A 14,073-nucleotide genomic window follows, 5' to 3' on the forward strand; every position below is an offset into this window, starting at 1 on the left:
CACCGTTCTGCCCCATCGAGGAGGCTGCCCGTGTCGGCCACATCGGACGAGGTCGTGCCGACCGGCACCGGCCCCGTTCTCGTGCTGCTGCACGGGGGCGGGCCGGGTGTCGATGCCGCGAGCAACTGGGCGGCGGTGCGTTCCCGGCTTTCCGCCGGTTTCCGCTGCCTGGCCCCTGACCTGCTCGGCTTCGGTACGCAGATCACCGGACAGGGGACTGCCGGACTTCGCGGTCCGGGCGGTTGGGCTCGCGCCCGCGCACGGCAGATCCTGGCACTGCTCGATCGTCATCACCTGGAACGCGTGCACCTCGTCGGGAACTCCGCAGCCGGGGGAGCAGCAGCGCTGGCCCTGATGGCCACCGCACCCGAACGGATCGGGCGCGCGGTCGTCATGGGTGGCGCGGGTACCGGGCCGCTGCCCCGGGCCGTCCCGTTCTACGACGAGCCGACGAAGGAGTCCATGCGTGCCACCCTCGCCCGGCTGGTCGCGGACGAGGGTGTGCACGGTGAACTGCTCGACGACCTCGCCGGTCTCCGGCTGGAGCAGGCGTTGCGTTCCGGCGCCGAGAGCGCCTTCCGCTCGATGTTCGCCGACGGGCCGCCGAACGTCGATCCGGCCGGGATCGGCACTCCGGTCCTGGTCCTGCACGGGGAGCGCGACCGGGTTTCCCCGGTCGAGGTTTCCGAGCGGCTCGCTGCCACATTGCCCCGCGGCCGGCTCGAAGTGGTGGCCGGGGCCGGGCACTGGATCCACGTCGACCGTCCGGCGGAGTTCTGCCGTCTGGCAGGGGAGTTCCTGAGCGCATGACACCGCAACCCGGCAGCGCCGGAGACCGCATCGACGTCCTGGTGGTCGGCGCCGGTCCGACCGGACTGACCCTCGCGATCGACCTCGCCCGGCGCGGCCTCGCATGCCACGTCGTGGAGGCGGCCGAGCAGCGTCCGGTCAATCCCCGGTGCAACACCACTTCCGCCCGGTCGATGGAAATCTTCCGGCGGCTGGGGCTGGCCGGCGACATCCGGCGCTCCGGCCTGCCCGCGGACTACCCGTCGTCCGTCCAGTACCGCACGACCCTGCGGGGCGAGGAGATCTTCCGCATCGATCTGCCCTCGGCCGAGGAGGTGCTGGCCGGTGCCGGCCGGGCGGGCTGGCCGACCCCGGAGCCGCAGCACCGGATCTCGCAGCTGTTCCTGGAACCGATCCTGGAGCGGCACGCGCGAAGCCTCCCCGGGCTGACGCTCGAGCGCGGCGCCCGGCTGGTCGATCTGCGCCAGGACGAGGATCACGTCGAAGCGGTCGTGCAGACCGGCGGCACCACCCGGGTCCTGCACTGCGCCTACCTGGTCGGCTGCGACGGTCCGCACAGCGAGGTCCGCCGCAGGCTGGGGTTGCATTACCAGGGTGTCGACGCGATCCGGAAGTTCGTCTCGACCTTCGTCCGCTCGGCGGAGATCGGGCGGCTCGCCGCGCGCGACCGGGCCTGGACGTACTGGACCTACGGGCGCGGGCAGGCCTCCCTGATCGCCATCGACGGCGAGGAACTGTGGCTCAACCACGTTGCTTTCGCCCCCGGCCACGATACCGAGGGCGAGGACCCCGAACGGCTCCTGCGGGAGGCCGTGGGCGGGGAGGTCGGGCACGAGGTCCTCGGCGTGGTGCGGTGGACCGGACGCAGGCTGGTCGCCGAGCGGTACCAGGAGGGCCGGGTGTTCCTGGCGGGTGACGCCGCGCACCTCTGGATCCCGGTCGGCGGATTCGGGATGAACGCAGGGATCCAGGACGCGGCGACGTTGGGATGGATGCTCGCGGCGGTCTGCCGGGGATGGGCGCCACCGGAACTGCTGGCCGCGTACGAGCAGGAGCGCAAGCCGGTGGGCGAGCAGTTCGCCAGTGCGGTCGGCTCGGCGGCGAAAGCGTCCCTCGCGGAGGTTTCGCCGGACATCCACCTGCCCGGCCCGGAGGGTGCGCGTGCCCGTGCCGAGCTCGCCGGCCGGCTGGCGGTGACGGAGCCGCACCGGTATTCGCCGGACGGGTTCAGCTTCGGCTACCACTACGCGAGTTCGCCGCTGGTGGTCGGGGGCGAGGCTCAGGCGGAGGTCAGCATGGGTGATTACCGGGACCGGGCGCAGGCGGGTTTCCGGCTGCCGCACGTGTGGCTCGACGACGCCACGCCGGTGCTCGACGTGCTCGGGCCCGGCTTCACCCTGCTGCGCACCGACCGCACCGTCGAGGTCCGGCAGTGGGCCGAGGCCGCGGGCGAGCTGGGCATCCCCCTCGTCACGGTCGATCTGCCGGGGGACTGCGGCGGCCGGTATCCCGCCCCGCTCCTGCTCGTGCGCCCGGACCAGCACGTCGCCTGGCTGGGCGGGGCGGACGCCCGTCCCGGCGAGCTCCTGCGGACAGTCACCGGGCGGGTCGCCGCCCCTCAGCGGTAGCGAGGATCAGGAGAAGCACATGCCATACGCACTGGGCATCGACGTCGGAGGCACCTTCACCGACGCCGTCGCCTCCGACGGGGCGGGCCGGATGGTCTCCGCCAAGACGCCGACGACCCCGCCGAACCGTGAGATCGGCGTCCTGCGCGCGATCGAGGACCTCGCGGGCGAGCTGGACGTCGGCGTCGGCGAGCTGCTGTCGCAGACCGACTACATCGCGCACGGCACGACGGCGTCGATCAATGCCCTCGTCCAGGGATCGGTGGCCGAGGTCGGGCTCATCGCCACCAAGGGGCACCGGGACGCGATCTACATCATGAACGCCGAGGGCCGTACCCTCGGCAAATCGGCACACGAGGTCCAGGACACGCTGCGGCAGCGCAAGCCCGCGGCGCTGATCCCGAAGAGCCGTGCGCTGGAGGTCACCGAGCGGATCGACTACGCGGGCCGGGTGCTGGTGCCGCTCGACGAGGACGAGGTCCGCCGGGTCACCCGGTCGCTGGTGGACCAGGGCGTCGAGGCGATCGCGGTGTGTCTGTTGTGGTCGTTCAAGAACGGCGCACACGAACGGCGGATCCGTGAGCTGATCCAGGAGATCGCCCCGGACCTGTACGTCACGCTGTCCTCGGAGGTGAGCCCGCGCATCCGGGAGTTCGCGCGGACGTCCACCACGATCATGAACGCACAGGTGGGCCCGAAGCTGCGGACCTACCTGCTCCCGCTGCAGAAGCAGCTGGAAGAGGGCGGGCTCACCGGCCCCTTGCTGGTCATGCAGAGCGAGGGCGGCACGATCACCGCCGAGAAGGCTCCCGAGCACGCCATCACCACCGTCGGTTCGGTGCTCTCCGGCGGCGTCATCGGCGGGATGCGCCTTGCCGAGCAGCTCGGGCACCGCAACGTGATCACCACCGACGTCGGCGGCACGACCTTCCTGGCCGGGTTGATCGTGGACCGGGAGCCGGTGATGGCGCCGGGCTCCGTCGTGAACCAGTTCCCGATCAACGCGGCGACCATCCGGGTGCACACCATCGGTTCCGGCGGCGGCGCACTGGCCACTGTGGACGCCGGCGGGAATCTGCGGCTCGGTCCGCGCAGCGCCGAGGCGGTCCCCGGCCCCGCGTGCTACGGCAACGGCGGCACCCGGCCCACGAACACCGACGCCAACCTGGTGCTCGGCATCCTGAGCGAGCGCGGGCTGCTCGGCGGCCGGAAACCGCTGCGGCCGGACCTGGCGCGCCAGGCCATCCACGAGCACGTGGCGCAGCCGCTGGGGCTCGCGGTCGAGGAAGCTGCGATCGCCATCCACGAGGTGCAGAACGCGCAGGCGGGCGACCTGCTGCGCCGGGCCGTCGTGCAGGCCGGGTACGACCCCCGCGATTTCGTCGTGTACGCCTTCGGCGGTGCCGGGCCCGCGCACTGCGCCGGCTACTGCCAGGACCTCGGGGTGAGCGAGGTCGTCGTGCCGCTCGGTCCGGTCGCGTCCGCCTTCTCCGCCTACGGGCTCGCGGCCTCGGACGTCGTGCTCAGTGCGGAGCTGTCCGATCCCTCCGCCTTCCCGGTCGGCAAGGCGACGCTGGAGTCCCACTACGCCCGGCTCGAGGCCGATCTGCAGCGGGCGCTCGACCGGCAGCAGGTGAAGTTCCGCGACGTGACCCTGCAGCGCGAGGTCGACCTGCGGTATTCGATGCAGGTCACGGAGCTGGCGACGGCGGTCCCGGACACGAAGTTCACCGAGCACACCGGCCACGAGATCCTCGAACGCTTCGAGGAACAGTACGAACGCATCAACGGCAGCGGCGCCGGCTACCGCGAGGCCGGCGTCCAGGCGATCACCTACCGCGTGCGGGCCAAGGCCGGTCTCGGGTTCCCGGTGGTGCTGCCGGAAGTACCGGAGGCCGACGGCCCGGACCCCGCGGCGGCGCTGCTCGGCGAACGTTCCGTCTGCCTCGACTCGCAGCTGGGTTTCGTGCCCACCCCCGTTTACGACTACGCCCGGCTGCGCGCGGGCCACGAGCTCACCGGGCCCGCGATCGTCGAGGTGCCGACCACGGTGGTCGTGGTCCCCGCGGGGGTCACCGGCCGCGTCGATCGCCTCGGCAATCTCGTGCTGAGCTACCGGGAGGGACGGCCATGACCGCCAGGATCCCCGGTGCGGACGAGTTCACCAGCAGGCCGATGCCCCGCGCGGAACTGCTGCGGCAGATCTCGCCTGCACTGCCGTTGCACCGGGTCGACGCCGAGCGGGACGGCCGGGTCGACGCGCTGACCTACGAGGTCGTGCGGCACCGGCTGTGGGCGATCACCCAGGAGATGGGGGAGACGCTGCGGCGGATGTCGGGCTCGCACGTGGTCACCGAGTCCAACGACTTCAACTTCTCCGTCTGCGACGAGCTCGGCGAGCAGGTCCAGGTCGGCAGCTACAACATCGGCCTGATCGGCTCGATGGACCTGGCGATCACCTGGACGCTGCGCCATCGCAGCGACAACCCCGGCATCGCCGACGGGGACATGTTCCTGTGCAACGACCCGTGGATCGGCGGCGGGCTGCACCAGAACGACGCCGCGATCCTCGCGCCGATCTTCCACGAGGGCAAGCTGTTCGGCTGGACCACGGCGATCGCGCACCAGGTCGACCTCGGCGGTCCGCGACCGGGTTCGTTCAGCCCGTCGGCATCGGATGTGTTCGGCGAGGCACTGCCGACCCCGCCGATCAAGGTCGTCCGGGACGGGGTGCTGCAGCGCGACGTCGCCGACGCCTGGGTCCGGCGATCCCGGCTCCCGCACCTGGTCGGCCTCGACCTGCGGGCCAAGATCGCGGCCAACAAGAACGCCGCCGAGCAGATCCTCCGGCTGATCACCAAGTACGGCGCGGACACCGTCAAGATCGTGATGCGGCGAATGATGGACGACGCGGAACGCAGGCTGCGGGCGAAGCTCGCGACACTGCCCGAGGGAACCTGGACCGCCGTGGGTTACCAGGAACAGTCCCGGACCGGGGACCGCGGCCTGCACGCGATCAAGGTGGCAATGACCAAAGAAGCCGACCGGCTCGTGTTCGACTTCCGCGGAACCGCCGGGCAGACCGGCATCATCAACTGCCCGTACCCCGGACTGCGGGCCGGGATCGTCTTCACCATGCTGCCCTTGCTGGCCGGGGACATCCCGTGGGCGGCAGGCGGGCTGATGCGCTGTTTCGAGATCATCACCGACGAGGACACCATCACCAACGCGTCCTTTCCCGCGGCGGTCGGCAAGGGACCGTTCGGGCCGGCGTGGGGATCGGGCAACCTCGTCGCCGAGGTGCTCGCGAAGATGCTGGACGCCGAGCCCGGTCACCGCAGCGATGTGCAGTCGATCTGCAACGGCACCACCGACCTCTGCGTGGTGTCCGGTGTGGACGAACGCGGCGGCGGCGAGAAGGGCTTCGTGTCACCGATTTTCGACGTCATGGCAGGCGGATACGGTGCCCAGGTGTACCACGACGGCGTCGACACCGGCGGACGGCTGATCATTCCCGCCGCGCGGGCACCGGATGTCGAGATGACCGAGTACCTGTACCCGCTCGTGGCGCTGTGGCGCCGCGAGCAGACCGACTCCGGCGGACCGGGCAGGCAGCGCGGCGGGATGAGCGGCTCGGTCTGCTACCTGCCGCACCCGGACCAGAACTGCGTGCTGTCACTGGTGGTTTCCGGAACCGGCAAGGTGGCGAACCAGAACGTCGGGCTGGCCGGCGGTTATCCCGGCAACTCCCAGCTCGATCTCGTGGTGCGCGGGGTCGAGCGGCCCCGGCTCGCCCAGGCGGCCGCCATCCCCGCCGACCTGGCCGAGCTGGGTGGCGAAATCGAGGTGCTCCCGTGCGAGGGGGAGTCGGATTTCGGGCCCGGTGACGCGCTTTACCTGCACTGGCAAGCAGGCGGCGGGTACGGCGATCCGCTGCTGCGCCCGGCCGGGGACGTGTCCGACGACGTCCGGCAGGCCCGGGTCTCGGCCGAGGCTGCACGGGAGGTCTACGGCGTCGTGCTCCGGGCCGGCGAGGTGGACCTGATCGCGACCGAAGGGACCAGGGAGAAACTGCGGCTCCGGCGTGCGGCCGGCGCCGGCCTTTCCGGTACGCGGCTCATCCCGATCGGCACGCCGGACCTGGCGGAGCTGCGCCGGCTCGACGACAACCTCGCCGTCCGGGAATCGCCGGACGGCGCCACGGTCGTATGTGTCCACTGTGGCACGGAGATCGGGCCGCTGGCCGGCGGTGCGTTCACCGAGGCACTGGCTCGCCGCGAATCCGCACCGAGCGAAGCCGGCCCGCACATCTGGCACGATCCGCTGGAGTACGTCGACGCCGAAGTCGTCTTCCGGCAGTTGTGCTGCCCTGGGTGCCTGACCGCGGTCAACTCGCGCGTGGTCCCGGTCGGGCACCCGCTGCCGGACGACGACTACCGGAACTGGGCCTGAGGAGCCGGATCGAACAGGCCACCGACGTCGATCCCGTTCGCGTGGAAGAGGTTCCGGGCCGGGTCGAGCAACCGGGACCGCGCGTCGGACGGCCAGGGCCCGGATTCGCCGGACGGCATGAACCCGACCGGAGAAGGTAGAACGTTCGGTCTTGACACTGCGCGGACGATCCGCCATGCTGAACGAGAGAGAACGTTCGGTCTTTCTAAGGGCGCAGGAGAGATGGTGTGGTCGTCTTGGTCGGGCATTCCCACGGCGGTGCGGTGATCACCAACGCCGCGGCCAGTGATCCCGACGTCAAAGCCGTGGTGTACCTGGCCGCACTGGTCCTGGACACCGGGGAGACCTTCGTCGCGCTGCCCGCCCCGACACGAGAGGTCCCGACGGCGGCGGTGGACGGGACGACGGGCGTCGACCGGTACCTGGCACCGGACGTGTTCCGCGCGAGGTTCACCGACGGCCTCTGCCCGGAGACCGTCGCGGTGTTGGTGAGCCGGCCCGGCGCGGCCGCGCACCTGACCCAGGAAGCCGACCACGGCACTCGCTGAAGCGCAGTTTTCCCGTAACCAGAACCTTTGAAAGGATCGTCATGACCACTGTGGACTCACCCGCCGTCGGCGGGATCGCGCCGGCACTGCGCCGGTTGTACTTCGTCCGGTTCGCCTTCGCCATCGTCTGGGCGGCCCTGGTGTTCGTCACCACCAAATCGGGACTCGGCCCGGCCGGCGTCGTCCTGGTCGTGGTGTACCCGCTGTTCGACGTGGCGGCGGCGATCGTCGACGCACGTTCGTCGCGGTCCACCGGATCGGCCCGCGGGCTGTACGTGAACATGGCGATCAGCCTGATCGCCGCCATCGGCCTCGGTATTGCGTGTGCCTCCGGAATTCCGGGAGTGCTGCGGGTGTGGGGCGCCTGGGCGATCGTGGCCGGTCTCGTCCAGCTGATCGTGGCACTCACCCGCCGCACGATGGGCGGCCAGTGGGCGATGATCCTCAGCGGCGGTATTTCGGTGCTGGCCGGGGCGAATTTCATCCTGGGGGCCTCCGCGCCGGACCCGTCGCTGACCAACGTGGCCGGGTACGCGGTGCTCGGCGGGATCTTCTTCCTCATCTCGGCGCTGCGCCTCGGCAGCGCGGCCAAGGCGCGCTGACATGGACACAGCTACCCACGACGTCGTCGTCATCGGCGCCGGACCGGTCGGGGAGAACATCGCCGACCGGGTGGTGCAGGGCGGGCTGAGCGCCGCGATCGTCGAACGGGAACTGGTCGGGGGCGAGTGTTCCTACTGGGCCTGCATGCCGACGAAGGCGTTGTTGCGCAGCGAAGCGGTTCTGCGGGCGGCACGGCGGGTGCCCGGCGCCCGTGAGGCGGTGACCGGCAACCTGGACGTGGCGGCGGTGCTCCGCCGTCGCGACTCCTTCGCCTCGGACTGGAGGGACGACGGTCAGGTTTCCTGGCTCGCACAGGCCGGCATCCCGCTCTACCGCGGACAGGGCCGGATCGCTGCCGACCGGGTCGTCGAGGTGACCGGTGAGGACGGCGTCCGCACTTCGCTGACCGCACGGCACGCGGTCGTTGTCGCGACCGGCAGCGGCGCGCTGGTCCCGGACGTCGAAGGCCTGCCTGCGGCACGACCGTGGACCAGCCGGGAAGCAGTCGCCGCGAACGAGGTTCCCGGTCGGCTCGCCATCATCGGCGGTGGCGTGGTGGCGTCGGAAATGGCCACCGCCTTCGCCAGTCTGGGCGCGTCGGTGACGTTGCTGGCCAGGGACGGTGTGCTGCCGCTGGCGGAGCCGTTCGTCGGTGAGCTGGTCATCGAGTCGTTGCAGGACGCCGCTGTTTCGGTCCGCCTCGGCGCGGAAGCCGGTTCCGTGAAGCGTGCCGACGACGGAACGGTGCACATCACCCTGACCGACGGCGAACAGGTCGAAGCCGACGAACTCCTGGTCGCGGTCGGCCGCACGCCGAACACCGGTGACATCGGGCTGGACCGCGTCGGCCTGGCACCGGGTGCGTGGCTCACCGTCGACGACACGTTGCGCGTCGTCGGGGACGACGGTGCGCCGATCGGGGACGGGTGGCTCTACGCCGCCGGGGACGTCAACCGGCGGGTTTTGCTGACCCACCAGGGCAAGTACCAGGCGCGCGCGGTGGGGGACGTCATCGTGGCGCGCGCGAAGGGCGAAGCGGTCGACGACGGGGAGTGGGGCCGGCACGTCGCGACGGCCGACAAACGCGCGGTGCCCCAGGTGATCTTCACCGAACCGGAGATCGCTTCGGTGGGACTGACCGCGGCGTCGGCGGAAGCGGCCGGGCTGCGGATCCGGGTGGTCGACTACGACCTGGGTGCGCTCGCCGGATCCGCTCTGCACGCCGAGGGATACCGCGGCGACGCGCGCATGGTGGTCGACGAGGACCGGTCGGTGATCGTCGGATTCACCCTGGCCGGCCCGGACGTCGCGGAGCTGCTGCACGCGGCCACGATCGCGGTGGTGGGGGAGGTCCCGCTGGATCGGCTGTGGCACGCGGTTCCGGCGTTCCCCACGGTCAGCGAGGTGTGGCTGCGGCTGCTGGAAGCCTACGGCCGCTGACCGTCCGGCCGAGCGCTCGTGCGCCGCGGCGGGTTGTCTTCAGCCACCGCAAAACGCTCGGCCTTCAACGGCAGCGCCGCTGGGGACCCCTCCAGCAATGCGGTGGTAGTTCTTCGCGGGCGGCCGATTCTGCCTCTTCGCGGCGCCGTGTTTCGGCGGAGAGCAATGAGGTGCCCGCGCTGACTGCTCGGCAGTAAGCGGTACCTCCGGTCAGGTCCGGAGGTACCGCGCGGGCAACGGATTCGGTCGTGGGCGGTCGGTCCGTTCAGCGGGCGGTGCACACGGAGTGCACGGCGCCGCGGAGTGCCTGGCGGTGCAGGGAATCCAGGTGGTCCAGTACCGCACCCGAGCCCGCGGCCACGGCGAGTTCCACCGTGCAGATGGTGGGTTCGCCGCGTACCGGCACGGTGGCTTTCAGCTCGTTCAGCAGGTCGGTGGTCAGCTGGTTGAGCCGGGTGCGGATCTGGTCGAGGTCCGGACGGGTCGTGGGCGCCTCGTCCGGGTGCGCCGTCCAGCGTGCGAACAGTCCCTTTTGCACGACCTTGCTCGCGGTGATCTGGTCCTGGAAGAACGCCGTCGCCGCAACCGGATCGAGCCCGAGTTCGGTCGCCTGGTCGCGTACCTGGTCCAGTACCTGCTGCTCGCGCACCGGGTCGTCGATCGGCGAGTCGGTACCGAACTTGGCCGCCGCCACGTCGTCGCTGACGAGGAGCCGCTTGATGACGAGGCCGGTCAACGCGCCGAGCCTGCCGAGCGGCTTGCCGGTTCCGGTGGCGCTGGGGGAAAGTTCCGCGTTCATCGGCGCACCTGCGGCCATAGCCTGGGGAAGAGCTAGTGTCGTCGCGCCGACCATCAGCGCGGCAACTGCGACACAGCGGGTCACCGTACTAGTCGAAATCAACTGCCTGTCTTCCTTTCGCGGCCGACCGGTCAGGTCACCGTCCTTGGTACCCGGGTAGTGCACTGAACTGGCATTGCGACACATATCGGGCGCTGGCGCGCAAAGATCGGGATGTGCTCCGGGATTCTACACGCTCCCAAGGCGGACATCCTGCGGTTTGGCGCCCGAAGTCCTTGCTCGGGCCACCCGCACAATGCGGCAGAAAAGACGCCGTTCTCCGGCCCACGCAGACTCGGCCGTCGAACAACTGCAGCGGTGCACTTCATCGACATGCTCATCGTGCGTGCCATGGCTCAGCCCGGCCGGTACCGGGCCAGGAACGTGTGCACGGCTTCGTGCACGACGTGGGTCCGCCGTTTCCTGGCCGGGGCGCCCGGCTGTCCGAGCACGCGGAACCACAGCAACGGCTCGTTGATCATCCCGATGAATTGCCGGGCGGCCAGATCCGGATCGGGCACGGACAATTCCCCGCGCCGGTCCCACTCGCCGAGGTAGCCGGTCAACGCGCTCAGCGCGGGCAGCTTGCCGAGCGACAGGTAGTCCTGGGCCAGCTGCGGGAAACGCCGGCTCTCGCCGATCACGAGCCGCACCATGGCCACCGCGGCCGGCGGAGCCCAGAAGTCGCTGATGGCCAGGCCCATCCGGGTCAATCCGGCCACGGGATCGGCGAAGGCCTCCTCGTCCGCGCCGATCTCGGCAATCGGCATGGCCGCCCACGCCTGTTCGACGGCGGCCCGGAACAGCGCCTCCTTGGACTCGAACAGGTTGAACACGGTCCGCCGGACGACTCCGGCGGCCGCGGCGATCTGTTCCATCGAGCACTGTTCGAAACCACGCTCGAGGAATACCGCCACCGCCGCGTCCAGCACCTTCTGCCTGGCCGACGGTGCCGCCGCGCCTGCCTCTGCCACGTTGTCCCCGCGTTCTCCGGCTCGTCCGAACGGTGCACTGCACTGTGTAGTGCACCGTAGCAGGCTCGGCCGGCACCGGGTCGGGAGAAATCTATAGATTCTGTTGCCAGCCGGGTCCGCGTCGTTCTACCGTGGGCGCATCCCGACGCCTCGAAGGAGCGGCCGATGAACTCCTCGTCCGGACGGGCCGTCCGATCGCCCGCCGACGGTCCGGGTGGCGGCGCCCGGTCAGTGCTGTGCCCAGTGGAGGATCGCCCGGCGGGTGTTGTCCATATGGGACAGGATCGCCGCGGCGGCGGCCTCCTCGTCACCGTCCAGACAGGACTGCATGATCGTCCGGTGTTCGCCGGCGACCGGTCCGTACTCGGCGCGGATCGGCAGCGAGAGCCGGCGGAACCGGCGGGACTGGTCGGTGAGCAGGTCGGTGACGCGCAGCAGCCAAGCCGAACCGCAGCACCGGAGCGTGCTCTTGTGGAATTCGACGTGCAGTTCCTCGTAGGCGGCGTACTCGCGCCCGTCCAGGTCGGCGACCCGTTCGCCGCCCGCCTCCTGCATGCGCCGGAAGGCCTGCTCGACCTGCCCGCGCCAGTCGTCGTCCCCGGCGGCCACCGAGCGCCGGATCGCCATCGGCTCGAGCAGCGTGCGCAGCTCGTAGATCTCCTCCATCTCGGCGATGGACACCTCGGCGACCCGGACCCCGCGCTGGGGCAGGTAGCTGACCCAGCCTTCGCCGGCCAGCCGGGCGAACGCCTCCCGCAGCGGGGTAGCGCTGACTGCGAACCGCTCGGCGAGCGCGGTCGCGGCGAGCCGGTCGCCCGGTTTGAACTCGTGCGCGAGGATCGCCTGCCGCAGTTCGTCGGTCACCCGGTCGGCCAGCGTGCCAGAGTTGTTCGGCGCCATGTACGCAGATTGTCACCTCCGGCCGCCGCACGGCCACCCCGCACCGGCACCACCCGGCCGCGCCCGACCAAGGAGCAGACCCATGCCTAGATTCGTCGACGTCTCGGTGCCCCTGCGCGCCGGAATCGCCTCGGACCCGCCCGGCCACCTGCCGGAGATCGACTACTACAGCCACCGCGAGACCGCTCAGGACGTGGTGTCGTTCTTCCCCGGCGCGGTCGTGGACGACCTGCCCGACGGTGAGGGCTGGGCGATCGAGCGGGTGCGGATCACCACGCACAACGGCACGCACCTCGACGCCCCGTACCACTATTCGTCGACCATGGACGGCGGCGCGCGGGCGATCACGATCGACGAGGTGCCGCTGGAATGGTGCTTCCAGCCCGCGGTGAAGCTGGACTTCCGGCACTTCGAGGACGGCTACCTGGCCACCGCCGCCGACGTTGCCGCCGAGCTCGAACGGATCGGCCACGAATTGCGCCCGCTCGACATTGTGGTGGTCAACACCGCCGCGGGCGTGCGCTACGGGGCCGACGACTACGTCTCCACCGGCTGCGGAATGGGCCGTGACGCCACACTCCACCTGCTGGAGCGCGGTGTCCGGCTCACCGGCACCGATGCCTGGAGCTGGGACGCGCCCTTCGTGCACACCGCCAAGCGCTACGCGCGTGAGCACGATCCGGCCGTCATCTGGGAGGGCCACAAGGCGGGCCGGGAGATCGGCTACTGCCACATCGAGAAGCTGCACAACCTGGAGTCGTTGCCGGACAAGGGGTTCCGGCTGTCCTGCTTCCCGGTGAAGATCCATGCGGCGTCCGCGGGCTGGACCAGGGCCGTGGCCATCCTCGACGACTGACCGGTTTTCCCGCCCCCCGACCGCCTCGTCGACCGACTGGAGTGACGAACCTCGTGACCGCAGTGATCACCGTGGCCCCGACCGGCCCGATCGCCGGCAAAGCCGACAACCCCGACCTGCCCACCCAGCCGGCCGAGATCGCCGACGCGGTCGCGGCCGCCTATCAGGAGGGCGCGGCGGTCGCGCACATCCACCTGCGCGACGCCGAGCACCGGCCGACCGCGGATCCGGACATCGCGCGCCGCACGATGGAGCTGATCGCCGAGCGATGCCCGATCCTGGTGCAGCTGTCCACCGGCGTCGGCCTCGACGTGCCGTTCGCCGAGCGGGCCGCGCTGGTGGAACTGCGCCCGCGGATGGCCACGCTCAACCCGTGCAGCATGAGCTTCGGCGCGGGCGAGTTCCGCAACCCGCCTGCGGACGTGCGCCGGCTGGCCGCCCGGATGGCCGAGCTGGGCGTCAAACCGGAGCTGGAGATCTACGACACCGGCCATCTGGACGCCTGCCTGCGGCTGCGTGACGAAGGGCTGCTGGACGACGAGCCGATGCAGTTCTCGATCGTGCTGGGCGTCGCCGGCGGGATGGCTGCCACCGCGGACAACCTGCTCACGCTGGTCCGCCGGTTGCCCGAGGGAGCGGTGTGGCAGGTGATCGCGATCGGCCGGGCCAACCTGGAGCTGACCGCCATGGGGCTCGCGCTCGGCGGCAACGCCCGCGCCGGCCTCGAAGACGCGCTGTACCTGCGCAAGGGAGAACTCAGCCCCGGCAACCTGCCACTGGTGCAGCGCGCGGTCCGGCTGGCCGGCGCTCTCGACCGCGGCGTCGCCGGAGTCGGGGAAACCGAGAAGCTGCTCAACCTGCCGACCCGCGGATAACCGACAACACCGGAGGCCGTCGACGACCACCACCCCAGGGCGAACTCCGCCGGACCGCTCTCGCCGACCTGCTGGAGGTCGGCGCATGACCGCGCCCGCCGAACCGGCGCCGTGCTGACCAACGGTGTCCGCCACGATCGCCATCCAGG

The 14,073-nt window shown here is 70.8% G+C and carries 12 protein-coding genes; 9 read left to right on the forward strand and 3 right to left on the reverse strand.

The features are described from left to right. The first annotated feature begins 30 nt into the window (after positions 1-30). The 7 genes from ABD793_RS27185 (at position 31) to ABD793_RS27215 (ending at position 9,481) form a co-directional block, all read left to right on the forward strand. Positions 31-810: an alpha/beta fold hydrolase gene (locus ABD793_RS27185; RefSeq protein ID WP_344864970.1), complete on the forward strand. Its 780-nt coding sequence runs from the start codon at positions 31-33 to the stop codon at positions 808-810. Further along, complete coding sequence (locus ABD793_RS27190; RefSeq protein ID WP_344864972.1) at positions 807-2,438, forward strand: FAD-dependent monooxygenase; 1,632 nt, start codon at positions 807-809, stop codon at positions 2,436-2,438. The genes ABD793_RS27185 and ABD793_RS27190 overlap by 4 nt, the downstream gene beginning before the upstream one ends. A 19-nt stretch (positions 2,439-2,457) precedes the next feature. Further along, complete coding sequence (locus tag ABD793_RS27195) at positions 2,458-4,572, forward strand: hydantoinase/oxoprolinase family protein (RefSeq protein ID WP_344864974.1); 2,115 nt, start codon at positions 2,458-2,460, stop codon at positions 4,570-4,572. Next, the gene (locus ABD793_RS27200; RefSeq protein WP_344864976.1) at positions 4,569-6,890 is read left to right on the forward strand and encodes a hydantoinase B/oxoprolinase family protein; all 2,322 of its coding nucleotides are present in this window, start codon (positions 4,569-4,571) and stop codon (positions 6,888-6,890) included. The genes ABD793_RS27195 and ABD793_RS27200 overlap by 4 nt, the downstream gene beginning before the upstream one ends. A 227-nt stretch (positions 6,891-7,117) precedes the next feature. After that, positions 7,118-7,438 carry an alpha/beta fold hydrolase gene (locus ABD793_RS27205; protein WP_344864978.1) on the forward strand — a complete coding sequence of 107 codons (321 nt, stop codon included), beginning with the start codon at positions 7,118-7,120 and terminating at the stop codon, positions 7,436-7,438. 41 nt (positions 7,439-7,479) lie between these two features. Further along, positions 7,480-8,040 (forward strand): hypothetical protein, encoded by a 561-nt coding sequence (locus ABD793_RS27210; RefSeq protein ID WP_344864980.1) that lies wholly within the window; start codon positions 7,480-7,482, stop codon positions 8,038-8,040. 1 nt (position 8,041) lies between these two features. Further along, a complete protein-coding gene (locus ABD793_RS27215) occupies positions 8,042-9,481 on the forward strand; it encodes a dihydrolipoyl dehydrogenase family protein (RefSeq protein WP_344864982.1) in 1,440 nt (479 codons plus the stop codon). Between the two features lie 265 nt (positions 9,482-9,746). Here ABD793_RS27215 and ABD793_RS27220 read toward each other — a convergent pair whose 3' ends face one another. The 3 genes from ABD793_RS27220 to ABD793_RS27230 all read right to left on the reverse strand — a co-directional run bounded on the left by ABD793_RS27220 (position 9,747) and on the right by ABD793_RS27230 (position 12,193). Further along, positions 9,747-10,280, reverse strand: a complete 534-nt coding sequence (locus ABD793_RS27220) for a chorismate mutase (protein ID WP_344864984.1) — start codon at positions 10,278-10,280, stop codon at positions 9,747-9,749. Between the two features lie 395 nt (positions 10,281-10,675). Continuing rightward, entirely contained in the window at positions 10,676-11,293 is a 618-nt protein-coding gene (locus ABD793_RS27225; protein WP_344864986.1) for a TetR/AcrR family transcriptional regulator, read from the reverse strand. 228 nt (positions 11,294-11,521) lie between these two features. Then, positions 11,522-12,193, reverse strand: coding sequence for a GntR family transcriptional regulator (locus ABD793_RS27230; RefSeq protein ID WP_344864988.1), 672 nt, complete (start codon positions 12,191-12,193; stop codon positions 11,522-11,524). A gap of 82 nt (positions 12,194-12,275) precedes the next feature. On the opposite strand from ABD793_RS27230, the gene ABD793_RS27235 reads away from it, so the two are divergent. Together ABD793_RS27235 and ABD793_RS27240 are read left to right on the forward strand one after the other, a co-directional pair. Beyond that, on the forward strand, positions 12,276-13,049 hold the full coding sequence (locus ABD793_RS27235) for a cyclase family protein (protein ID WP_344864990.1): 774 nt from the start codon (positions 12,276-12,278) through the stop codon (positions 13,047-13,049). A gap of 53 nt (positions 13,050-13,102) precedes the next feature. Then, positions 13,103-13,924, forward strand: a complete 822-nt coding sequence (locus ABD793_RS27240; RefSeq protein WP_344864992.1) for a beta-keto acid cleavage family enzyme — start codon at positions 13,103-13,105, stop codon at positions 13,922-13,924. The last annotated feature ends 149 nt before the right edge of the window (positions 13,925-14,073 follow it).

It is taken from the genome of Amycolatopsis ultiminotia, from assembly GCF_039536925.1.
GTDB lineage: Bacteria > Actinomycetota > Actinomycetes > Mycobacteriales > Pseudonocardiaceae > Amycolatopsis > Amycolatopsis ultiminotia.